The 21,759-nt window shown below is 70.7% G+C and carries 20 protein-coding genes and 2 pseudogenes; 8 read left to right on the top strand and 14 right to left on the bottom strand.

The window, feature by feature from the left end; translation table 11 throughout:
* Nucleotides 1-80: 80 nt before the first annotated feature.
* A complete protein-coding gene (locus RUMESO_RS09985) occupies nt 81-857 on the top strand; it encodes a gamma-glutamyl-gamma-aminobutyrate hydrolase family protein (protein WP_037279994.1) in 777 nt (258 codons plus the stop codon).
* Here RUMESO_RS09985 and RUMESO_RS09980 read toward each other — a convergent pair.
* Together RUMESO_RS09980 and RUMESO_RS09975 are read right to left on the bottom strand one after the other, a co-directional pair.
* Nucleotides 844-1,311, bottom strand: a complete 468-nt coding sequence (locus RUMESO_RS09980) for an SRPBCC domain-containing protein (protein WP_037280018.1) — start codon at nt 1,309-1,311, stop codon at nt 844-846. The two genes, RUMESO_RS09985 and RUMESO_RS09980, sit on opposite strands and share 14 nt — an antisense overlap.
* Nucleotides 1,312-1,316: 5 nt before the next feature.
* A complete protein-coding gene (locus tag RUMESO_RS09975) occupies nt 1,317-1,775 on the bottom strand; it encodes a GFA family protein (RefSeq protein ID WP_037279993.1) in 459 nt (152 codons plus the stop codon).
* A gap of 103 nt (nt 1,776-1,878) precedes the next feature.
* Between RUMESO_RS09975 and RUMESO_RS09970 the strand changes: the two genes are divergently transcribed.
* Complete coding sequence (locus RUMESO_RS09970; protein WP_037279992.1) at nt 1,879-2,565, top strand: D-lyxose/D-mannose family sugar isomerase; 687 nt, start codon at nt 1,879-1,881, stop codon at nt 2,563-2,565.
* 270 nt (nt 2,566-2,835) lie between these two features.
* On the opposite strand, the gene kynU is transcribed toward RUMESO_RS09970, so the two are convergent.
* Nucleotides 2,836-4,029 (bottom strand): kynureninase, encoded by a 1,194-nt coding sequence (kynU, locus tag RUMESO_RS09965; RefSeq protein WP_037279991.1) that lies wholly within the window; start codon nt 4,027-4,029, stop codon nt 2,836-2,838.
* Nucleotides 4,030-4,107: 78 nt separating this feature from the next.
* Here kynU and RUMESO_RS09960 point away from each other — a divergent pair, with 78 nt between their 5' ends.
* From RUMESO_RS09960 to pntB, 3 genes are all read left to right on the top strand, one after another.
* Nucleotides 4,108-4,557 (top strand): methyltransferase family protein, encoded by a 450-nt coding sequence (locus RUMESO_RS09960; RefSeq protein ID WP_037279990.1) that lies wholly within the window; start codon nt 4,108-4,110, stop codon nt 4,555-4,557.
* 70 nt (nt 4,558-4,627) lie between these two features.
* On the top strand, nt 4,628-6,202 hold the full coding sequence (locus tag RUMESO_RS09955; RefSeq protein ID WP_037279989.1) for a Re/Si-specific NAD(P)(+) transhydrogenase subunit alpha: 1,575 nt from the start codon (nt 4,628-4,630) through the stop codon (nt 6,200-6,202).
* A gap of 10 nt (nt 6,203-6,212) precedes the next feature.
* The gene (gene pntB, locus RUMESO_RS09950; RefSeq protein ID WP_037279988.1) at nt 6,213-7,649 is read left to right on the top strand and encodes a Re/Si-specific NAD(P)(+) transhydrogenase subunit beta; all 1,437 of its coding nucleotides are present in this window, start codon (nt 6,213-6,215) and stop codon (nt 7,647-7,649) included.
* Here the strand turns inward: pntB and RUMESO_RS09945 are convergent.
* Both RUMESO_RS09945 and RUMESO_RS09940 read right to left on the bottom strand, forming a co-directional pair.
* A complete protein-coding gene (locus tag RUMESO_RS09945) occupies nt 7,646-8,107 on the bottom strand; it encodes a hypothetical protein (RefSeq protein WP_051521197.1) in 462 nt (153 codons plus the stop codon). The genes pntB and RUMESO_RS09945 overlap by 4 nt on opposite strands.
* A 55-nt stretch (nt 8,108-8,162) precedes the next feature.
* The gene (locus RUMESO_RS09940) at nt 8,163-8,714 is read right to left on the bottom strand and encodes a pseudouridine synthase (RefSeq protein ID WP_037279987.1); all 552 of its coding nucleotides are present in this window, start codon (nt 8,712-8,714) and stop codon (nt 8,163-8,165) included.
* A 293-nt stretch (nt 8,715-9,007) separates the two neighbouring features.
* Between RUMESO_RS09940 and RUMESO_RS09935 the strand changes: the two genes are divergently transcribed.
* Nucleotides 9,008-10,183 carry a type III PLP-dependent enzyme gene (locus tag RUMESO_RS09935; RefSeq protein ID WP_037279986.1) on the top strand — a complete coding sequence of 392 codons (1,176 nt, stop codon included), beginning with the start codon at nt 9,008-9,010 and terminating at the stop codon, nt 10,181-10,183.
* Nucleotides 10,184-10,231: 48 nt separating this feature from the next.
* Nucleotides 10,232-10,627 (top strand): hypothetical protein, encoded by a 396-nt coding sequence (locus RUMESO_RS09930; protein WP_051521196.1) that lies wholly within the window; start codon nt 10,232-10,234, stop codon nt 10,625-10,627.
* 156 nt (nt 10,628-10,783) lie between these two features.
* On the opposite strand, the gene RUMESO_RS09925 is transcribed toward RUMESO_RS09930, so the two are convergent.
* The 5 genes and pseudogenes from RUMESO_RS09925 to RUMESO_RS09905 all read right to left on the bottom strand — a co-directional run bounded on the left by RUMESO_RS09925 (nt 10,784) and on the right by RUMESO_RS09905 (nt 16,684).
* Complete coding sequence (locus tag RUMESO_RS09925; protein WP_037279985.1) at nt 10,784-11,794, bottom strand: ABC transporter permease; 1,011 nt, start codon at nt 11,792-11,794, stop codon at nt 10,784-10,786.
* Nucleotides 11,787-12,794: an ABC transporter permease gene (locus RUMESO_RS09920; RefSeq protein WP_037279984.1), complete on the bottom strand. Its 1,008-nt coding sequence runs from the start codon at nt 12,792-12,794 to the stop codon at nt 11,787-11,789. Before RUMESO_RS09920 ends, RUMESO_RS09925 begins: the two co-directional genes overlap by 8 nt.
* A gap of 74 nt (nt 12,795-12,868) precedes the next feature.
* A pseudogene (locus RUMESO_RS09915) lies at nt 12,869-14,582 on the bottom strand (peptide ABC transporter substrate-binding protein).
* On the bottom strand, nt 14,579-15,667 hold the full coding sequence (locus RUMESO_RS09910) for an ABC transporter ATP-binding protein (protein ID WP_082483634.1): 1,089 nt from the start codon (nt 15,665-15,667) through the stop codon (nt 14,579-14,581). The pseudogene RUMESO_RS09915 and the gene RUMESO_RS09910 overlap by 4 nt, the downstream one beginning before the upstream one ends.
* Nucleotides 15,660-16,684 (bottom strand): annotated as a pseudogene (locus RUMESO_RS09905) (ABC transporter ATP-binding protein). The gene RUMESO_RS09910 and the pseudogene RUMESO_RS09905 overlap by 8 nt, the downstream one beginning before the upstream one ends.
* 180 nt (nt 16,685-16,864) lie before the next feature.
* On the opposite strand from RUMESO_RS09905, the gene RUMESO_RS09900 reads away from it, so the two are divergent.
* The gene (locus tag RUMESO_RS09900; protein WP_037279983.1) at nt 16,865-18,031 is read left to right on the top strand and encodes a M20 aminoacylase family protein; all 1,167 of its coding nucleotides are present in this window, start codon (nt 16,865-16,867) and stop codon (nt 18,029-18,031) included.
* A gap of 214 nt (nt 18,032-18,245) precedes the next feature.
* Here the strand turns inward: RUMESO_RS09900 and RUMESO_RS09895 are convergent, their stop codons facing one another.
* From RUMESO_RS09895 to RUMESO_RS09880, 4 genes are all read right to left on the bottom strand, one after another.
* Nucleotides 18,246-18,857: a glycosyltransferase family 29 protein gene (locus RUMESO_RS09895; RefSeq protein ID WP_037279982.1), complete on the bottom strand. Its 612-nt coding sequence runs from the start codon at nt 18,855-18,857 to the stop codon at nt 18,246-18,248.
* A complete protein-coding gene (locus RUMESO_RS09890; RefSeq protein WP_037279981.1) occupies nt 18,854-19,849 on the bottom strand; it encodes a polysaccharide pyruvyl transferase family protein in 996 nt (331 codons plus the stop codon). The genes RUMESO_RS09895 and RUMESO_RS09890 overlap by 4 nt, the downstream gene beginning before the upstream one ends.
* A gap of 9 nt (nt 19,850-19,858) precedes the next feature.
* The gene (locus RUMESO_RS09885) at nt 19,859-21,136 is read right to left on the bottom strand and encodes a 3-deoxy-D-manno-octulosonic acid transferase (RefSeq protein ID WP_037279980.1); all 1,278 of its coding nucleotides are present in this window, start codon (nt 21,134-21,136) and stop codon (nt 19,859-19,861) included.
* A partial coding sequence (locus RUMESO_RS09880; RefSeq protein WP_037279979.1) for a GTP 3',8-cyclase MoaA occupies nt 21,133-21,759 on the bottom strand: 627 nt, incomplete at its 5' end. The genes RUMESO_RS09880 and RUMESO_RS09885, both read right to left, overlap by 4 nt.

The raw sequence follows: 21,759 nt of genomic DNA, 5'->3' as shown, positions 1-21,759 counted from the left end.
CATCCGGTCTGCGCGCCTGCAACCTTCCCATGGGGGACCGATTCGCCTAATTATGGGTCCCAAGAGAGCAGGATAGCGCCATGGCCCGCCCCGTCGTCGGCATCATCTCCAACAGCCACCTCATAAACGACCAGTATCCAGCCCATGCCGGGGGGACGATGAACTCCTGCGCGGTGGCCCATGTCTCGGACTGCCTGCCGCTCATCATCCCCGCCGACCCCTCCCTCGTCTCGGTCGACGAGCTTCTGGAGACCTGCGACGGCTTCCTCCTGACCGGAGGCCGCCCCAACGTCCACCCGGAGGAATACGGCGAGCCCGAGACCCCCGCCCACGGCTCCTTCGACCGCTCGCGCGACGCGACCACGCTTCCCCTGATCCGCGCCTGCGTGGAAAGGGGCCAGCCCTTCTTCGGCGTCTGCCGGGGCTTCCAGGAGGTCAACGTGGCCCTGGGCGGCACCCTCTACCCGGAGATCCGCGACCTCCCCGGCCGCGACAACCACCGGATGCCCCCGGACGGGACCCTGGAGGAGAAGTTCGCCCTCCGCCACAAGGTCGCGTTCACGGACGGCGGCCCCTTCCACAAGCTCCTCGGCGCCACCGAGGTCATGACCAACACGCTCCACGGCCAGGGCATCAAGGTCGCTGGCCCGCGCATCGTCATCGACGGCACCGCGCCCGACGGCACGCCCGAGGCGATCTACGTGCGCGGCGCGCCGGGCTTCACCCTGTCGGTCCAGTGGCACCCGGAATGGAACGCCGCCAGCGACCCGGTCTCGCGTCCGCTCTTCCAGGCCTTCGGCGAGGCCGTCCACGCCTTCGCCGACGCCAAGGGCCGCCCCGCGCTCAAGCGCGCCTGACCGCCTCCTCCGCCAGTTGGCGAAGCGACTCGGAGAGGCCCCGGGCATGGTCCTCGGGCGCGATCCCCTCGGGCACCCCCCGCGCCTCGACGGCGATCCGGGTGCCCGACCCCTCGGGGGAGAGGCTCCAGACCATCGTCATCTCCCCCGCGAAGGCCGGATCGTCCGAATCGAACCGCGTCGTCCAGGCAAGGCGCGAGGGCGCCTCGGCGTCGAGGAAGCGACCCTCGACCTCGTCCGTCCCCTGGCCGGTCTTGCCCGGGTTCGCGGCCGCATCCCCATAGGCAAGGGTGACGCGGAGCCGTCCGCCCGGCCGGGCCTCCCAGTCATGGACCCGGGCCGTCATCTCCTCGGGCGGCAGCCACCGCGCCACCCGCGCAGGGTCGGTCAGCGCCGCCCAGACCGCCCCGGGCGGGGCGGCGGCGCGGTGGTCGGCCCGATCGGTGCGGCCCATCGCCCTCAGCCCCGCGCCCATTCGGCATAGCCGGCCAGCAGCGCCGGAAATTCCTCCATGTCCGGAAAGCCCGGAAAGCTGCGCGCGGCGCCCGTCTCCGCGAAGGCCAGCCCCTCGGACCGGCAGGTCTCCGCATAGGGCCGGACCCAGGACGGGTCGTCCAGCATCGTCGAGCGGAGGTTCAGGAACCCCTCCATCATCGGGTGCTTGGTCCAGACCCAGCTCAGGCAGTCCGGGCAGAAGCGGTGGCCATAGGCCTTGTCGGCCCCGCCGGGGACGGTCTCGCCCTGAAGGACCTCGAAGCCGCCGTCTGGGATCATGGCGGACAGCGAGAAGGCGCTTCCGGTCATGCGCTGGCAGCCCCGGCAGTGGCAGGCCAAGGTCATCAGCGGCGTCCTGGTGACCCGGAAGCGGATCGTTCCGCAGCGGCAGCCACCCTCGGCGGGCAGGTCGGGCAGGGCCATGTCCATCTCCCTCGGTGTCCCGGCAGCCTCTCCCGCGCGGCTTCGGCTTGCAAGCCTCCGCGACTTCTGCAACCCCATGGGCGCCAGCCAGGGAGGGGCCACCATGAAGCGCAGCCGCATCAACGAGATCATCCGCGAATCCGAGGCCTTCATCCGCTCCCACGGCTTCGTCCTGCCGCCCTTCGCCAACTGGACGCCCGAGGAGTTCGTGGCCCGCAAGGACGAGGCGAAGGCGATCATCGACGCCCGCTGCGGCTGGGACATCACCGACTACGGCAAGGGCGACTACGACAACATGGGCCTGTTCCTCTTCACGCTGCGGAACGGCCGCCTCGCCGACCTGCAGAAGGGGCGGGGGATGTGCTACGCCGAGAAGCTGCTGATCTCGAACGAGAACCAGCTTTCGCCGCACCACACCCACGTCATCAAGGCCGAGGACATCATCAACCGCGGCGGCGCGACGCTGGTGATCGAGCTCTTCGGCTCGGACGAGGAGGGCCGGTTCAGCGAGACCCACGGCGGCACCGTCCACACCGACGGCATCCCGCGCCCCTACGGGCCCGGAGAGCGCATCCACCTCGCCCCGGGCGAGAGCATCACGCTCCTCCCCGGCGACTGGCACGCCTTCTGGGGCGAGGGCGGGACGGTCCTGATCGGCGAGGTATCGACGGTCAACGACGACGAGACCGACAACGTCTTCCGCCTCCCCATCGGCCGCTTCGCCGACATCGAGGAGGACGAGCCGCCGTTCCGCCTGCTGGTCAGCGACTATCGCAACTGGCTCATGTGACCCGACGGGGCGGGCTCAATCCCGCGCCCCTGGCCCATGCAGGGTGGGTGGTTCCGCGCGTTGGCGCGCGGGTTCACCCACCATCCACGCATGAGCGGCGGGTGAACCCCGGCGTTCCGCCGAGAACCACCCACCCTACGTTTTCCCTCGGCCGTTGACGGTTTCTTAACCTTCCTGTGCCATGGTGATTCTTGTCCCTGGGTCGCCGCCCGGCGGGGTAGGGGGGGTGCGCCCTCCGCCCACCGCTGCGCTACCCTGGACCTTGGCCCCTCACGTCACCGCCGCCCGCGTCCGGTAGCTCGCGTCGTCATAGAGCCGCCCGTCCATGACCTCCGCGATGATCTCCACCGCCCGGTCCACCTCGGCCTCGCCGATGTAGAGCGGCGTGAAGCCGAAGCGCATGATGTCGGGCGCGCGGAAGTCGCCCACCACGCGCCGCGCGATCAGTGCCTGCATCGCCGCATAGCCCTCCGGGTGCCGGAAGCTCACCTGGCTCCCCCGCCGCTCGTGCTCGCGCGGCGTCACCAGCTCCAGCGCCGGGCAGGCCGCCTCCACGCCCGCGATGAATCGGTCGGTCAGCTCCAGCGACCGACGCCGCAGGTCGCCCATGTCCACGCCGTCCCACACGTCCAGCGCCGCCTCCAGCGCCGCCATGGCGAGCACGGGCGGAGTCCCCACCCGCATCCGGTCGATCCCCTCGCCGGCCGCGTAGCTCAACTCGAAGTCGAAGGGCGCGCGGTGGCCCAGCCAGCCCGACAGCGCCGGCGGCGCCTCGTGCGCGTGGCGGGGGGCCACATAGATGAAGGCCGGCGCCCCCGGCCCGCCGTTCAGGTACTTGTAGGTGCAGCCCACCGCGAAGTCCGCAGCCCCGCCCGACACGTCCACCGGCAGCGCCCCCGCCGAATGCGCGAGGTCCCAGACCGCGAGCGCGCCCACCTGATGCGCCTTCGCCGTCAGCCGCGCCATGTCGTGCCGCCGCCCCGTCCGATAGTCCACCTCGGTGATGAGCGTCACCGCCACCTCCTCGGTGATCGCCGCCTCCACCGCCTCCGGCTCCACCAGCCGCAGCTCGTGCCGTCCCCCGAGCATCCGCACCAGCCCCTCGGCCATGTAGAGGTCGCTCGGGAAGTTCCCGGTGTCCGACAGGATCACCCTCTGCTCGGGCCGCAGCGCGACGCAGGACGCGAGCGCCTGGAACACCTTGATCGACAGCGTGTCGCCCACGACCGTGTGCCCCGGCTCCGCCCCGATCAGCCGCCCGATCCGGTCCCCCAGCGCGCGCGGCTGCTGCATCCATCCGGCCCTGTTCCAGCCGGCGATGAGCATCCCGCCCCATTCCTCGCGCATCGCCCGCTCCATCCGCGCCGGCGCCGCCTTCGGCAGCGGCCCGAGCGAGTTCCCGTCGAGATACACGAGCCCCGGCGGCAGGTCGAAGAGGCCCTTGGTGGCGGCGAAGTCGGTCATGGCGTATCCTCCCGGCCCGTCCTCTAGCCCAAGCGCCCGGCCATGGACAGCGCCGCGCGTCCTTGCGAGAAACGCGCCATGCACCACGTCGATGTCCCTCCGGTCTGGCTCCTCGCCTTCGGCCTCGCCGCCTGGACGGTCGCGCGATGGGACCCGCTCGGCCTTACCTTCGGCGGCGCCTGGGCCGACCTCGTCGCGGGGCTCCTCATCGGCGGCGGGCTACTCCTGATCCTCGTGGCGGTGGCGCAGATGCGGCAGGCGCGCACCGCCGTCCTGCCCCGGCGCGAGGCCTCGGCCTTCGTCACCAACGGCGCCTTCGGCCGCTCGCGCAACCCGATCTATCTCGGCATGGCCCTGATCCTCCTCGGCTGGACCCTCCGCCTCGACCAGCCGCTCGCCCTGCCTCTCCTCCCGCTCTTCATGGCCCTGATCGAGAGGCGCTTCATCGACCCCGAGGAGGAGGCCCTCGCGCGCCGCTTCCCCGCCGCCTGGACCCGCTACGCGCAGGCCACGCGCCGCTGGCTCTAGACCCTCACCGCCTTGTGACGGGCCGTCCCCCGCGCTATGCACTCGCGGCACAACGAGGGGGAGGGGACCCATGAGGGTTGGCGCGCTACGGGAGAGGCATCCGGGCGAGAACCGGGTGGCGATGACGCCGGCCTCGGCGCAGGACATCCGCAAGCTCGGCCACGAATGCCACGTCGAAGCCGGCGCGGGCGAGCACGCGGGCTTCTCGGACGACGCCTACCGCGAGGCCGGGGTGACGGTCCATCCCGACCCCGCGTCGCTGGTCCAGGCCTCGGACGTCGTGGTCAAGGTCCGCCCGCCCGAGCCCGAGGAGATCGCGCTGCTGCGCGAGGGGCAGACCCTCATCGCCTTCTTCTACCCCGGCCAGAACCCCGAGCTCCTGGAGGCCGCCCGCGCCACCGGCGCCACGGTGATCGCGATGGACATGGTCCCGCGCATCAGCCGCGCGCAGAAGATGGACGCGCTCTCCTCCATGGCCAACATCGCCGGCTACCGCGCGGTGATCGAGGCCGGCGCCAACTTCGGCCGCTTCTTCACCGGGCAGGTGACGGCGGCGGGCAAGGTGCCCCCGGCGCAAGTGCTGGTGATCGGCGCGGGCGTCGCGGGCCTCGCCGCCATCGGCACCGCGACCTCCCTCGGCGCCGTGGTCCACGCCTTCGACGTGCGCCCCGAGGTCGCCGAGCAGATCGAGTCCATGGGCGCGAGCTTCGTGTTCCTCGAGTTCGAGCCCACCCAGGACGGCGCCGCCACGGGGGGCTACGCCGCCCCCTCCTCGCCGGAGTTCCGCGAGAAGCAGCTCGCCAAGTTCCGCGAGCTCGCCCCGAACATGGACATCGTCATCACCACGGCGCTGATCCCGGGCCGACCGGCGCCGGTCCTCTGGACCGCCGACATGGTCCGCATGATGAAGCCGGGCAGCGTCATCGTCGACCTCGCCGCCGAGCGTGGCGGCAACTGCGAGGTCACGGTCCCCGACGAGAAGTTCGTGACCGAGAACGGCGTCACCATCGTCGGCTACACCGACTTCCCCTCGCGCATGGCCGCGCAGGCCTCGACGCTCTACTCCACGAATATCCGCCATATGCTGACGGACCTGACGCCCGGCAAGGACGGGCAGATCGTCCAGAACATGGAGGACGACGTCATCCGCGGCGCCACCGTGGCGAACGCCGGCGCCGTCACCTGGCCACCGCCGCCGCCCAAGATCGCCGCCATCGCCGCCGCGCCCCGCAAGGTCGTGAAGGCGCCCGAGCTCACGCCCGCCGAACGGCGCCAGCAGGAGATCGTCGCCTTCCAGGGCGAGACGCGCCGCCAGGTCATCATGCTCGCAGTCGGCACGGTGGTCCTCGGCCTCATCGGCCTCTATGCCCCCGCGACCTTCATGTCGCACTTCATCGTCTTCGCGCTGGCCTGCTTCGTCGGCTTCCAGGTGATCTGGAGCGTGTCGCACTCGCTCCACACGCCGCTCATGGCCGTCACCAACGCCATCTCGGGCATCATCATCCTGGGGGCGCTCCTGCAGGTCGGCTCGGGCCACTGGCTCATCGTGATCCTGTCGGCGATCTCGATCCTGATCGCCTCCATCAACATCGTGGGGGGCTTCCTGGTCACGCGCCGGATGCTCGCCATGTTCCAGCGCTCGTGAGGGGACGGACATGAGCATCGGACTTGTGGGCGCCGCCTACGTCGCGGCCGCGATCCTCTTCATCCTCTCGCTCGGCGGCCTCTCGGGGCAGGAAAGCGCCAAGCGCGCCGTCTGGTACGGCATCGTCGGCATGGCGCTCGCCGTGCTGGCCACGATCTTCGGGCCGGACGTCCAGCACCTCTGGGTGGTGATCCTCATGGTCGCCATCGGCGCGGTCCTCGGCACCCTGGTCGCCAAGCGCGTCCAGATGACCGAGATGCCCCAGCTCGTGGCCGCGCTCCACAGCTTCGTGGGCCTCGCCGCCGTCTTCATCGGCTTCAACGGCCACATCGAGCTCGGCCGCGTCCTCGCCATGACCGAGGAGCAGCAGGGAACCCTCACCGGCTTCGCCCGCGTCCTGGCGGAGAAGACGCCCGTCGAGCAGAACATCTTCCTCGTGGAGCTCTTCCTCGGCGTCTTCATCGGCGCCGTGACCTTCACCGGCTCCATCGTCGCCTTCGGCAAGCTCGCCGGCCGGATCACCGGCAAGGCCGAGAAGCTGCCGGGCGGCCATATGCTCAACGCCGGGGCGGCGCTCGTGTCGCTCTTGATGCTGGTCCTCTACCTCCAGACCGGCTGGTTCATCTGGCTCTTCGTGATGACGCTGGCCGCGCTCTTCATCGGCTACCACCTCGTCATGGGCATCGGCGGCGCCGACATGCCGGTCGTGGTCTCGATGCTGAACAGCTACTCGGGCTGGGCGGCGGCGGCGATCGGCTTCACCCTGTCGAACGACCTGCTGATCGTGACCGGCGCCCTCGTCGGCTCCTCCGGTGCGATCCTGAGCTACATCATGTGCCGCGCGATGAACCGCAGCTTCATCAGCGTCATCCTGGGCGGCTTCGGCACCACCACCGGCCCCGCCATGGAGATCACGGGCGAGCAGGTCGCCATCGACTCCGACGGCGTGGCCGCGATGCTGGAGGACGCCCAGAGCGTCATCATCGTCCCCGGCTACGGAATGGCGGTGGCGCAGGCCCAGGGCTCGGTGGCCGAGCTCACCCGGCGGCTCCGGTCGCAGGGCAAGACGGTGCGCTTCGCCATCCACCCGGTCGCCGGGCGCCTGCCCGGCCACATGAACGTGCTCCTCGCCGAGGCCAAGGTCCCCTACGACATCGTCGAGGAGATGGACGAGATCAACGACGACTTCCCCGAGACGGACGTCGCCATCGTCATCGGCTCCAACGACATCGTGAATCCCGCCGCCCAGGAGGACCCGAACTCCCCCATCGCCGGGATGCCGGTGCTCGAGGTCTGGAAGGCCAAGCACGTCATCGTCTCGAAGCGCGGGCAGGGGACCGGCTACTCCGGCATCGAGAACCCGCTCTTCTACAAGGACAACACGCGGATGTTCTACGGCGACGCCAAGAAGTCGCTGGACGAACTGCTGCCGAAGCTGGCGGCCTAGTCCGCGCGGTAGGTCCTCACCCGCCCGCGACTCCGCCCGGGGTCGCGGCGCATCTCCCGGCCGGGCATCGCCGCCGCGCCCGAGCCAGACCACCCTTCCAGCTTCCAGGCTGCCACCCGCTCGTCGAGGTCGAGCGCGTCCTCCTGGTCGAGCGCCGCGAGCGCCGCCTCGTGAAGCCCGGCCGGCACGTCCTCGGCCACGACCAGGATGCCGCCCCGACGCAACGCCTCCTCGTAGGCATCGTGGTCGTCCCTCGGGAAGAGCACGCTGAACAGCGCGCCCAGGAAGCCGCCTTCGGTCCCCACGTCGCGCCCTTCCGCCTGGATGTTGGGGTTCTCGGGCATGACCTTGACCTGCGCCGCCGGGATGCCGGCGTCGATCAGCCGCTGCGCCGCCGCCTCGGCCTCGACCCGGCTGTCGAAGATCGCGGTCACCGCCGCGCTGCCTGTCCCGACCATGGCCGTCCTCCTCCTGTGAATCTGGAGGAGAACCGGCACCGCACGGCCCGGTTCCTCAGCGCGCCTCGACCTCGCGCCATTCCCCCGGCGCGAGTCCCTCGACCGTCCACCCGCCGATCCGCCATCGCACGAGCCGCAGAGTCGGCAGCCCCACGGCGGCCGTCATCCGCCGGACCTGCCGGTTGCGCCCTTCGGTGATCGCCACCTCGATCCAGGCGTCCGGCACCGTCTGCCGCACCCGGATCGGCGGGTCGCGCGGCCAGAGCTCCGGCGCCTCGATCCGCCGCGCCTTCGCCGGCTGCGTCGGCCCGTCGCTCAGCACCACGCCCCGCCGCAAGGGCTCCAGGTCCGCCTCCGTGGGGCCCCCCTCCACCTGCGCCAGATAGGTCTTCTCCATCTTGTGCCGGGGCTCCGCGATCCGAGCCTGCAGCCGCCCGTCGTCCGTCAGAAGCAGCAGCCCCTCGCTGTCCCGGTCGAGCCGCCCCGCCGGATAGACCCCCGCCGGCAGCCCCAGCCCCGACAGCGTCGGGCGAGGGGAGGGGCTCTTCGCGTCCGTGAATTGCGAGAGCAGGCCATAGGGTTTGTTGAGAAGGATGAGCCGCGCCATGGCCCTAGGCTCCCACGCCGGGCGGGTCGCGTCAAAGCCCCTCCCGAAGGATCAACTTTCCTCTGTCGCGCCAACAACTTAGAGCGCCAGAGACAACTCGCGAAAAAGTGGGGGCAAGGTCGAAAAACCACTTGAACCGAATCCCGATATGCCCCATTTCACGCTCACAGACGCCAACGCACGCGCCTCTGGCCGGTCAGCCTCGCGCCCAACGTGTTTACGTAGCGACGGTAACGTCTCCCTTGGAATCACCTGGGCCGCTCAGGCCCTTCTTGTTCTGTCGGAGATGACCGATGACCATCCAATTCGCGGGGGCGATGGCCCCGTCGCAATCCCTTGCCGTCGCCGACCGTCTGGAATCCTTCTGCGCGACCGCCGAGTTCGACCGTCCCACGCTCGTCATCGACGTGGACCGCGTTGAGTCGCAGTACCACGCCCTCAAGGCCGGCCTCGGCCACGCCGACATCCACTACGCCGTGAAGGCCAACCCGCATCCCGCGATCCTTCGCCGCCTCGCGCAGCTCGGGGCCCACTTCGACGCCGCCTCGCGCGGGGAGATCGAGATGTGCCTCGCCGCCGGCGCGATGCCCGGGGACATCTCCTACGGCAACACGATCAAGCGCGTCCCCGACATCGCCTGGGCCCACGCCCACGGCATCACCCTCTTCGCCGCCGACGCGGAGGAGGAGCTGGAGAAGATCGCGACCCACGCCCCCGGCGCCTCGGTCTACATCCGCGTGATCGTCGAGGTGTCGATGGCCGACTGGCCGCTGACCCGCAAGTTCGGCTGCGACCGCGACACCGCGCTCAAGCTCCTCGACTACGCCAAGGCGCTGGGCCTGACCCCACTCGGCTTCTCATTCCATGTGGGCTCCCAGACCCGCAAGGCCGAGATGTGGAGCCCCACGCTCGACGCCGTGGCCCAGCTCTGGGCCGACGCCAAGGACGCGGGCCACGAGCTCACGCTCCTCAACATCGGCGGCGGCTTCCCGGCGTTCTACGGCGAGGAGATCCAGGCCCCGACCGACTACGCGGCGGGCGTCATGGCCATGGTGACCGAGCGTTTCGGCCATATTCCCCGCATCATGGCCGAGCCGGGCCGTGGCCTCGTGGCCGAGGCGGGCATGATCGTGGCCGAGGTGGTGCTCACCTCGCGCAAGTCCGACCGTGACCTGCACCGCTGGGTCTACCTCTCCATCGGCCGGTTCTCGGGCCTTGCCGAGACGGAAGGGGAGGCGATCCGCTACCAGTTCACGACTTCCCACGACGGCGAGCCCACAGGCCCCTGCATCGTCGCCGGCCCGTCCTGCGACTCCGCCGACGTGCTCTACGAGAAGCGTCCGATGAACCTGCCGCTGGCGCTCAAGGCCGGCGACCGGGTGCTGATCCGCAACACGGGCGCCTACACGTCGACCTACTCCTCGGTCTGCTTCAACGGCTTCCCCCCGCTTGACGTCGTCGCGATCTGAGACACAACGCGGGGGCCTTCGGGCCCCCGCTTCCGTTCCGGGGCACCGATGAACTCCAAGCTCCTGAGCAAGCTCGGCTGGAAGCCCGGCCGCACCATGCTCGCCATGGGCCGCCCCGAGACGCTGATGCACTTCGAGCCTTTCCCGAGCGCGCCCGAGACCGGCCCCGTGGACCTCCTCCTCGGCTTCGCCGCCCGCTCGGTCGACGTGGCCGTTCTCCTCGACGCGCTGCTCCCGCGCTACGCCCGGAGCAACCGCCTCTGGCTCGCCTACCCGAAGAGGTCCGGCGCGATCCGCAGCGACCTCTCGCGCGACGCGGGGTGGGAGGCGCTAGTCCCCCACGACCTCCTCCCCGTGACCCAGGTCGCGCTCGACGCCACCTGGTCGGCGCTCCGCTTCCGCTACCGGGACGAGATCCGGACCCTGACCCGCAAGGGCGCCTAGGACGGTCGGCGTTCTGGAAGGATCGACGCGACCGGACCTGTCACCCTCGTCGCGACTCTCCTGCCGGTCGTTAACCGAACCTTAACCTTCACCTGCCATGGTGACCCTGTCCCTGGGTCGCCGCCCGGCGGGGTAGGGGAAGCTGCGTCCTCCGCCCTACCGCCCCCTAATTCTCGGATCGAGCGCGTCCCGCAGCCCGTCGCCGATGTAGTTCACCGACAGCACGGTGAGCGAGATGGCGAGCCCCGGCCAGATCACCCGCTCCGGGAAGTCGGCCATCCGGTCCGTCGAATCGAACAGCAGCTTCCCCCAGGTCGGAAAGTCGCTCGGGAAGCCCAGGCCCAGGAACGAGAGCGCCGACTCCGTGATGATCGCCGCCGCGAGCCCCAGGGTCGCGGACACCATGATGGGCGACATCACGTTCGGCAGGATGTGCCGCGGGATCATCCGCCGCGCGGGCGTGCCGATGGACTTGGCCGCCAGCACGAACTCCCGCTCCTTGAGCGCCAGCACGTCCCCGCGCACGATCCGCGCCGTGTGCATCCAGGACGTGAGGCCGATGGCCGACACGATCAGGATGAAGATGCCCGTCTCCGGCCCGAAGGCCGCCCGCAAGGCATCGCGGAACAGCAGCATCATCACGAGGAGCAGCGGCAGCAACGGCAGCGCCAGCACCAGGTCCGTGAACCGCATGAGGAGCCCGTCGAGCCGCCGGAAGTAGCCCGCGAGCACCCCCACCAGCGTCCCGATCACCAGCGCCAGCAGCATCGCCGTCCACCCCACGGCCAGGCTCACCTGCCCCCCGGCGATGAGGCTCGCGAGCTGGTCGCGCCCGAGCTGGTCCGACCCCAGCGGATGCGCCCAGGTCGTCTTGGCCTCCGCGTCCCAGATCACGTGGTAGATCGGCCGCACGTCCTTGTTCCGCACGTCGAGGTCGCCCGGGTCCACCGGCCAGAGCCACGGCCCGATGGCGCAGAACAGGGTGATGAGCAGCAGGAACGCCAGCCCCGTCACCGCGCCCTTGTGGCTGCGGAACTGCCGCCAGACGTCGCGCCATTGGCTCTGGGCGGGCAGGGCGATCCCGACCTCCGGCGCGGCGGCGGACGAGGGCAGGCCCGCCTCGGGCACCAGCGGCCGGGCTGGGGTCTCGGAAAACGCGTCAGTCATAGCGGATCCTCGGGTCGAGCATCCCGTAGAGGACGTCGGCGATCAGGTTGAAGAGGACGATCAGCACCGCGAAGATGAAGGTCAGCGTCTGGACCATCGGCAGGTCGTTCGCGTGGATCGCCGTGATGAGGAGCTGCCCGAGCCCGTTCACCTTGAACACCTGCTCGGTGATGATGGCGCCGCCGAACACCGTCGGCACCCCCAGCGCGACCACCGTCACGACCGGGATCATGGAGTTGCGCAGCACGTGCCGCAGCACGACGACCCGCTCGTCCATCCCCTTGGCCCGCGCGGTCCGCACGTAGTCCTGCGTCAGGTTGTCGAGCATCGAGGCCCGCATGTAGCGGCTGATCTGCGCCGCGTTGAACAGCGCCAGCACGAACACGGGCATCGCCATTTGCCGAAGCTGCATCAGGAAGGAATGCCAGTCGTCGACCACGAGCTGCGTGTCGTAGATCGAGGGGAACCAGCCGAGCTGGACCGAGAAGATCACGATCAGCAAGACCCCGGTGAAGAAGGTCGGCACCGAGAATCCCACCATCGAGATGAAGGTCCCGATCTGGTCCAGGATCGAATACTGCCGCACCGCCGAGACGATCCCGATGGGCACCGCGATCAGCACCCCGATGACGTAGGCCGAGCCCACGACCCAGAGCGTCTGCGGCATCCGCTGGACGATCACGTCCATCACCGGCAGCTTGAACTGCCAGGAGATCACCCGCGCGTCTCCCGCCGCGAGACTGGTCCCGAAGATGTGGTCGATCAGCACCTTCGGCTCGACCACGAAGAACTGGTACAGCCAGAGCCCGAACCGCACGTAGGCCGGCTGGTCCAGCCCCAGCGCCCGCCGCATCTCCTCGCGCACCTCGGGCGGGATCGTCAGCGGCTGGTCCGCGAGCGGGTCGCCGGGCGCGAGGTCCAGCAGCAGGAACACCACCAGCGCAATGAACAGGAGCGTCGGGATCGCGAGGAGGAGGCGGCGGATCGTGTAGGTGAGCATGGGTCCCCAGGTCCCCGCTTATGGGAGGAGGCGGCGCGCGTGGCACCGCCCCCGATGACGCGCTCAGGCGGACGTCAGCCGTCCGCGCGGGTCCAGTCCGCGATGTTCCAGAGCTCCGAGTCCCAGGCGTTCATCACCACGCCCTGGAGCGAGTTGGACGAGCCGGACACCCGGCCGCGCAGCAGCAGCGGGATGATGACGTTGCTGTCCTTGGTCAGCATGTCGTTGAGCTGCTTGGCGATGGTGCCCCGCTCGGTCGGGTCGCCCGTCTGGGTGAGCTTGGCCAGCAGCTCCTCGTAGGCCGGATCGCAATAGCGGTTGATGTTCTGGCCTTGCCACTGGGTCTCGGGCGAGGGGATCTTGTCGCAGGTGTACTGCGCCAGATAGGCCTGCGGGTCGGTGCCGGGGAACTCGTTCGCGTACATCTCCACGTCGGCGTAGAACTTCTCGATGGTGTCGGGGGACCCGGCGTCGCCGCCGAAGTAGACCGCAGCGTCGATGTTCCGCAGTTCCGTCGTCACGCCGATCTCGTCCCAGAACTGCTTGATGAGCGCCTGGAAGTCCTGCCGCACCGGGTTCGTCGAGGTCTGGAACAGGATCGAGAGCGGCTGCCCGTCCTTGTCGCGGATGCCGTCCCCGTCCGTGTCCGTCCAGCCCGCCTCGTCGAGGAGCGACTTGGCCCGCTCCGGGTCGTATTGGAGGCAGGCGGTGTTGTCGCTCGCATAGGCCGCCGGGGCCGGGACGAGGTTGCAGGTCACGGTCCCCGCGTCGCCGTAGCCCACGTCCACCAGCGTCTGCCGGTCGATGGCGATGGACAGCGCCTCGCGCACCCTCGGGTCCGACAGGAACGGATGCGGGTGCGCGACGGTGGAACGCTCGCCCTCCGGCAGGTCGGGCGAGGGATCGGTGAGGTTGGCCTCGATGCGCTCCACGTTCGACCCGAAGGCTACGAGGAGCTGGCCGTTCCCGGCGTCCTGCATCGGCGCCAGCACGTCGGGCGCGACCTGGAGGTTCCAGGCGTAGTCCGTCTCGCCCGTCTCGAACACGGCCCGCGCCGCCCCCGGTCGCGTCGCCGCCGCCCTTGAGCGTCACGCTCGCGAAGGCGGGCTTGGCCGCGTCGCGGTAGTTGGGGTTGGCCTCGAAGGTCACCACGTCGTTCGGCAGGAACTGCGTCACGCGGAACGGCCCGGTGCCGACCGGCATGGAGTTCTGCTCGGTGCAGGTCGCCGCGTTGGCGCCGGCGCAGTCCTTGAACTGGGCGGCCTGGATGACCGGGGACTGCTGGCCCACGAAGGGCTGGTAGGGGAAGGGGGTCGGGGCCCCGAAGGTGATCCTGACGGTGTGGTCGTCCACCGCCTCGACGGCGGTCACGCCCTCGAAGTTCGAGGCCTGCGCGCACCCGGTCCCCTCGGTCGTGCAGTACTGCCACGAGAACACCACGTCCGCCGCCGTGAAGGGCGTCCCGTCCGACCACTGGATGTCGGGGTTCAGCTTCCAGGTGACCGTGGTCAGGTCCTCGCTGACGCCGCCGTTCTCCAGCGTCGGGATCTCGGTGGCCAGGATCGGCACCATGTTCCCGTCCTGGTCATAGCGGGCGAGCGGCTCCAGCACGATCGAGGCCGCCGTCACGTCCTTGGTCCCCTGCGACAGGTAGGGGTTCAGGGTCGAGACCGCCTGCCAGAACAGCAGGTTGAGGGCGCCGTCCTCGCCCCGCGTCTGGGCCGAGGCCTGGCTGGCCAGCGCCAGCCCCACGGCGGCCGCACCCATCAGAGCCGTCTTGAGTCTCATGTCACGCTCCTTGCTGGTGTTGGGTCCGGGCCCGGGTTGGATCCCGGTCCCTTCATGCTCGCGGCCTCGGGGGGCCGGGTTCGCTCCCGGCCCATTATCGCGGGGTCGTGGAGGTGGCAGGCCACCCAGCGGCCCGGCGCCACCTGGCGCGTCTCGGGGTCGATGTCGCGGCAGACCGGCATCACCTCCGGGCAGCGCGTGCAGAAGTTGCAGCCCCTGGGCGGATTGGCGGGCGAGGGCACGTCGCCCCTCAGCACGATTCGCCCGCGGCTCCGGGCGAGGGCCGGGTCGGGCTCGTTCACCGCCGACAGGAGCGCCCGCGTGTAGGGATGCAGGGGATCGGCATAGAGCCTCTCGCGGTCCTGCATCTCCACGATCCGGCCCAGGTACATCACCGCCACCCGCGTCGCGATGTGCCGCACCATGCTCAGGTCGTGGCTGATGAAGAGATAGGTCAGCCCGAACTTCGCCTGCAGGTCCTCGAGCAGGTTCACCACCTGCGCCTGGATCGACACGTCGAGCGCGGCGATGGGCTCGTCGCAGACGACGAACTTCGGGTTCAGCGCCAAGGCCCGCGCGATCCCGATCCGCTGCCGTTGCCCGCCCGAGAAGGCATGGGGATATCGCGAGGCGAAGCGGCGGTTCAGCCCCACCGCGTCCATCAGCTCCAGCACCTTCTCGCGCTTCTCGCGCGACGACAGGCGCGTGTGCTCGTCCAGTGGCTCCCGGATGATCGCCTCGACCGTCATGCGCGCGTCGAGCGAGGCCTGCGGGTCCTGGAACACCATCTGCATCCTGGGCCGCAGAGGCCGGAGCTGGCTCTGCGACATATGCCCGATCTCGGTCCCCTCGATCCGGATGCTTCCCTCGGTGATGTCGTAGAGCCGAAGCACCGCCCGCCCCGTGGTGCTCTTCCCGCAGCCCGACTCGCCCACGAGGCCCAGCGTCTCGCCGGGCAGGATGTCGAAGCTCACCCCGTCCACCGCCTTCACGGCCCCCACGCGCCGGCGCAGCAGCCCCGCGTAGATCGGGAAATGCATCCTCAGGTCCCGCACCTGCACGAGCGGCCGCGTCGCCTCAGCCATCCACAGCCTCCAGCACCGGTCGCTGCGGCGCGAGCCCCGGGTCGTTCAGGAAGCAGGCCGCATCGTGCCCCTCGTCCACCGGGTAGCGCTGCGGGTTCAGCCGCTGGCAGACGTCGAAGGCGAAGGGGCAGCGGTCCTTGAAGGTGCAGAAGTCCGGGAAGGCCCCAGGATCGGCGGCTGCCCCTGGATCACCGTCAGCCGCCTGGCCCTCTCCCCATGCACCTTGGGAACCGTGGTCAGGAGTGCCTGCGTGTAGGGATGCCGCGGGTCCTCGAACAGGTCCTCGGCCGGCGCGTGCTCGACCACCTGCCCCCCGTACATGACGATCACCCGGTCCGCGATCCCGGCGATCACCCCCAGGTCATGCGTGATCCAGATCACCGCCATGCCGAGCTTCTCGCGCAGCTCGGACATGAGCTCCAGGATCTGCGCCTGGATCGTCACGTCGAGCGCGGTCGTGGGCTCGTCCGCGATCAGGACCTTGGGATCGCAGGCCAGCGCGATGGCGATCATCACCCGCTGCCGCATCCCGCCCGAGAACTGGTGCGGATAGTCGTCGAGCCGCGCCGAGGCCGCCGGGATGCCCACCAGCGCCAGCAGCTCCGCCGCCCGAGCCCGCGCCTGCCGCTTGCTCATCCCCAGGTGCTTGCGCAGCGGCTCCATGATCTGGAAGCCCACCGTGAAGACCGGGTTCAAGGAGGTCATCGGGTCCTGGAACACGAAGCCGATCCGCCCCCCGCGCACCGTCCGCATCTCCTCGTCCGGCAGCCGCAGCAGGTCCTTCCCCTCGAACATCACGCCCCGGCCGGTCACCACGGCGGGCGGGGAGGGGAGGAGGCCGAGGAGCGACATCATCGTCACGGACTTGCCCGACCCGGACTCGCCCACCACGCCCAGAAGCTCCCCCGCGCGCAAGCTGAAGGAGACGTCGTTCACGGCGTGGATGTCGCCCACCCGGGTGCGGAACACGACCCTGAGGTCCCGGACGTCCAGGACAGGCGGCGCCCCTTCGGGCATTCGGAACCTCCCTGTTCCTATGTCTCGTCCGGGCCTTGATGGCCTGATTGCGACGAACGCTACCACCAAAGCGGCGTCCCGCAACCCCTCGCGTGGGGCGACGTGGCGGCGTGGCCCCGCCCGGGCTTGCCCCCCGCCGCGCCCCGGGCGACAAACGGCAGGACCAGAGGAGTGCCTCCCATGCCCCCCAAGAACCGCTTCGCCGAGATGCAGCCCGAGATCGCCGCCTGGCGCCGCGACATCCACGAGAACCCCGAGATCCTCTTCGAGACCCACCGCACCTCCGCGCTGGTCGCCGACAAGCTCAGGGCCTTCGGCTGCGACGAGGTGGTGACGGGCCTCGGCCGCACTGGCGTCGTGGGCGTCATCAAGGGCCGTCAGGACAGCTCCGGCAAGGTCATCGGCCTGCGCGCCGACATGGACGCGCTCCCGATCATGGAGGCCACGGGCCTCCCTCACGCCTCCAAGACCCCCGGCGCGATGCACGCCTGCGGCCACGATGGCCACACCGCCATGCTCCTCGGCGCCGCCAAGTACCTCTGCGAGACGCGCAACTTCGACGGCACCGTCCTCGTCATCTTCCAGCCCGCCGAGGAGGGCGGCGGCGGCGGGCGCGAGATGGTCGCGGACGGCCTCATGGACAGATGGCGCGTCACCGAGGTCTACGGGATGCACAACTGGCCCGGCCGCCCCGTGGGCAGCTTCTCGATCCGCGCCGGCACCTTCTTCGCGTCGACCGACCAGTTCGAGATCACCGTCGAAGGCAAGGGCGGCCACGCCGCCAAGCCGCAGGAGACCATCGACCCCACGGTGACGGCCTCCCACGTCGTCCTTGCGCTCCAGAGCATCGTGAGCCGCAACGCCGACCCGGTGAGCCAGATCGTCGTGTCGGTCACGTCCGTGGAGTCCTCGTCCAAGGCGTTCAACGTGATCCCCTCGCGGGTCACGCTCAGGGGCACCGTCCGCACCATGTCCAAGGAGCTACGCGACCTCGCCGAGACGCGCCTCAAGGCCATCGCCGAGGCGACCTGCATGGCCTACGGCGCGACCGCCCGGATCGCCTACCACCGCGGCTATCCCGTGATGGCCAACCACGAGGCCCAGACCGACTTCGCCCGCGAGGTCGCCACGGCCGTCTCGGGCTCCTGCGACGAGGCCCCGCTGGTCATGGGCGGCGAGGACTTCGCCTACATGCTCGAGTCCCGCCCCGGAGCCTACATCCTCGTGGGCAACGGCGACACGGCGGCGGTCCACCACCCCGAATACGACTTCAACGACGAGGCGATCCCCGCCGGCTGCTCATGGCTCGCCGGCGTGGCCGAGATGCGGATGCCACTGGCGTCGTGACGTCGCAACCGCTTCCGCCGCCGGGCACGCACCACGCGCCCGGCGCTGGGACTCGCGCAGCACCTCGCGACCTTTTTCGAGGCTGTTAACGGTTTCTCAATCTTTCTCGGCCATGGTGATCCTGTCCCTGGGTCGCCGCCCGGCGGGGTAGGGGAAGCTGCGCCCGCCGCCCAGGCGCCGCGACCCGATTCAAGGCCGCCCTCAAGCGCCTGCCCTACAGCACGAACCGTCCGTCCCGCTCCGCCAGACGCTCCACCCACGCCTTTTCCGCCCCGAAGTCGTGCGGCACGTCCTTCGCCGTCCGCCCGCCCGAGAGCGACAGCGACGCGAAGAAGTCGAAGCCGTGCAGCCGCACCCCCCGCGCGCCCGACCGCGCGAGCAGGTCGATCACCATCGCCCCCGTCGTCGGCCGCGCCCCCAGCTCCGCCGCGAGCCGCGCGTTCCACTCCGCCGGCGCCAGCGCGAACCCCGGCCGCCGCGCGATCCGCCATGGCAGCCGCTTCCGCTTGGGCGTCATCCAGAGCACCCGCCGGGGCCTGCGCTCCTCGATGACGCCGTCCTCCACCGGCACCGACACGGCCATCCAGTCCGTCCGCGTGCCGTGCGAGACGGGCGAGGGCAGGGGCGCCGCGTTCAGCCGGATCACGAGCTCCGCCCCGTCGATCTCCGCCCCCTCGGCCCGCTCCGCCAGCGACCGCGCGTTGCCCACCAGCGCCACGCGCCGCCCCTCCAGTTCCGCGAACAGCGCCTCGGGCGAGTCCGAGAGCCGCATGAGCGCTGCCTCGTCGCCCAAGAGTCTCGCCCAAAGGAACCCCGCCCGGTTCACCCACAGAGCCCCCGGATGTCCGCGAAGAGCCGCTTCGCCTCAGTCCGACCCTGCGTCAGGAACTCGGCGACCGCCTTCTTCTCCCCCTTGGAGAAGGGCCGCGCCGCCTCCTTCGCCGTGAGCCGCTCCAACGCCTCCACCGAGATCAGCCGCGAGTCCCCCAGCCCCGCATCCTTGAGCAGCCGCTCGATCTTCGAGGTCCGCGAGGCCAGCGCCAGCACCGGCGTCCCCGTCAGCATCGACAGGCACACCGCATGGAACCGCCCCGTGACGTGCCCCTCCGCCCGTGCGAGGCGCGCCAGATACGCCCCTTCGTCGCGCGGCATCTCGAACTCCGGCACGCGCCCCGTCCAGACGCCATTATAGGCCCGCCAAAGCAGCGACCGCGCCGGACCGACGTCCCAAACCCGTCCCTTGAGCGTCTTGGTCGGCACATAGCAGGCCCCGAGCCTCTGAGCCGCTTGCGCGAGCGCCCGCCGCGCCTCGAACCGCACCGAGTCCCCGACCACCAGCCCCTGCCGCGAGACCGCCGCGACCTCCGCCGGAGCCGACATCGACAGGTCCGGCCCCCAGCGCCCCTGTCCCCGCACCCGCCGGAACGCCTCGGCCGACCCGCTGTCTCGCGCCGAGGCCAGCGCCAGCCGCGAGAGCCATCCGTCCCACTCCGGCGGGTTGTCCTGCCAGAGCGCGTTGACCAGAGCCACCGGCTTCCCCGCCGCGTCGGGATGGTCCAGCACCGACAGCAGCCGCGCCCCCAAAGGCGCCCCGTCGTGCAGCGTCCCCTCGCCGTTGATGACGACCACCTGCGCGCCCCGAAGCGCCGCGAGGACCCCTTCGTCCCGCGCCCAGTCCGCCCGCGCCGGGCTCCGCGCCGCGACCTCGATCCCGGCCTCGTCCAGCCCGCGCAGCAGCAGGCGCATCACCCGGCTGCACCCATGGTGATACCGCGAGGAGGTGTCGTTGAGGATCACGGCCTTGGGGCGGACGACCATGCCCTTGCCCTAGGCCCCCGCCGCCCGGGCCGCAAGGAGCGGCCGCAAGAGCTCCAATGTCCGTGCCCGCACCCCGCTCCCCTCGGCCGCCGCCCGCCGACCCGCCTCGCGCATCCCGTCCAGCTTCGCCGTCCCGAGGAGCCCGGCCACGGCGGCCCCCAGCTCCGCCCCGTCCTCAACGATCCGCGCCGCCCCGGCCCCCTCCAGCCGCGCGAAGCTCTGCCGGTGGTTCGCCACCCTCGGCCCCGACAGCAGCGCGCTCCCCAAGCTGGCCGGCTCCCAAGGGTTGTGCCCCCCCTCGGGCCCGAAGCTCCCGCCAAGAAAGCTCAGCGGCGCCAGCCGGAACACCAGCCCGGTCTCGCCCAGCGTGTCGAGCACCAGCACGTCCGTCCCGCCCGACACCGGCTCCCCCCGGCTCCGCCGTGCCACCCGCAGGCCCGCGCCCTCGACCGCCCGCACGATGTCGGCTCTCCTCGCCGGATGACGCGGCGCCCAGAGCAGCAGGAGCCCCGGATGCCGCCCCCGCGCCGCGCGATGCGCCTCCAGCACCTCCACCTCGTCGCCTGGATGAGTCGACACGGCGGCCCAGACCGGCCGTCCGCCGATCTCTCCCCGCAGCGCCTCCAGCATCGCGCAATCGGCCGGCGGCGGCTCGGCCGAGGCCCGCAGGTCCCCCACCGCCTCCACGCAGGCCAGCCCCAGCCTCTTCAACTCCCCCCGCACGGATTCGTCCTGCGCCGTCACCACCGCGAACCGCGACAGCAGCGCCCCCAAGCTCCCCGGCAGCCTCGTCCTCGTCCGCGAGGCCCGCGCGTTCACCAGCGCCAGCGGCACGCCGCGTCGCGTGGCCTCCAGCACGAGCCGAGGCCAGACATCCGCCTCCACGAATATCCCCAGGTCCGGCCACCAGTGGTCGAGGAACCCCGCGACCGCCCCCGGCGTGTCCACCGGCGCGAACTGGTGCAGCGCCTGTTTCGGCACCGCCCCCGCGCCACCCTGCGTCGTGGTCGTGAACAGCAGGCTCGCCCCCGTCTCCGCCGCGAGGTCCCGCGCAAGGTCCCGCGCCGCCACGACCTCGCCCACCGAGGCCGCATGGACCCAGATGAGCCGCCCTCCGGGCCGCGCTTCCGACGCCCGCCCGAGCCTCTCGGGAAACCGGCCCGCCTCCGCCCCCTGCCGCCGATGCGCCCGCGCCGCGAGCCAGCGGGGCAGGGCGGGCGCCACCCGCTCAAGCCCCAGCACCGCCCTCAGGAGGAGCGTCGGCCGTCGCGCCCCCTTGGGCGTCATCCCCCGGTGTGGCTCATGTGGCGGCTGATCTTGCCCGCCACCCCGCGCGAGTAGTCGAAGTCGTGCCCCTTGGGCTTGAGCCGAATCGCCGCCCGGATCGCGTCGTCCAGCAGCGCATCGTCCTCCGAGGCCCGCAAGGCCGCCCGCAGGTCCGACGACCCTTCCTGCCCCAGACAGGTATGAAGCTGCCCGGTGCAGGTCAGCCGCACGCGGTTGCAGCTCTCGCAGAAGTTGTGGGAGAGCGGCGTGATGAAGCCGATCCTCTGGCCCGTCTCCTCGACCCGCGCATAGCGCGCCGGCCCCCCGGTCCGATCCGTCAGGTCGGTGAGCGTGAACCGCTCCTCGATCCGCCGGCGCAGGTCGCGCAGCGACCAGAACTGATCCAGCCGCATCTCGTTGCCGATGTCGCCCATCGGCATGACCTCGATAAAGGTCAGGTCGTGCCCGTGATCCGCGCACCAGCCGAGGAGGTCGAACATCTCCTCCTCCGTCTCGCCCTTCAGCGCGACGGCGTTGATCTTGACCCGCAGCCCCGCCGCCTTCGCCGCCTCGATCCCGCGCAGCACCTGGTCGAGCCGCCCCCAGCGGGTGAGTCGCTTGAACCGCTCCGGGTCCAGCGTGTC

The sequence above is a fragment of the Rubellimicrobium mesophilum DSM 19309 genome (assembly GCF_000600335.2).
GTDB classification, from domain to species: Bacteria; Pseudomonadota; Alphaproteobacteria; order Rhodobacterales; family Rhodobacteraceae; genus Rubellimicrobium; species Rubellimicrobium mesophilum.
The sequence above is the reverse complement of the archived record's forward strand: the minus strand, read 5'-3'. Positions and strand labels throughout refer to the sequence as shown.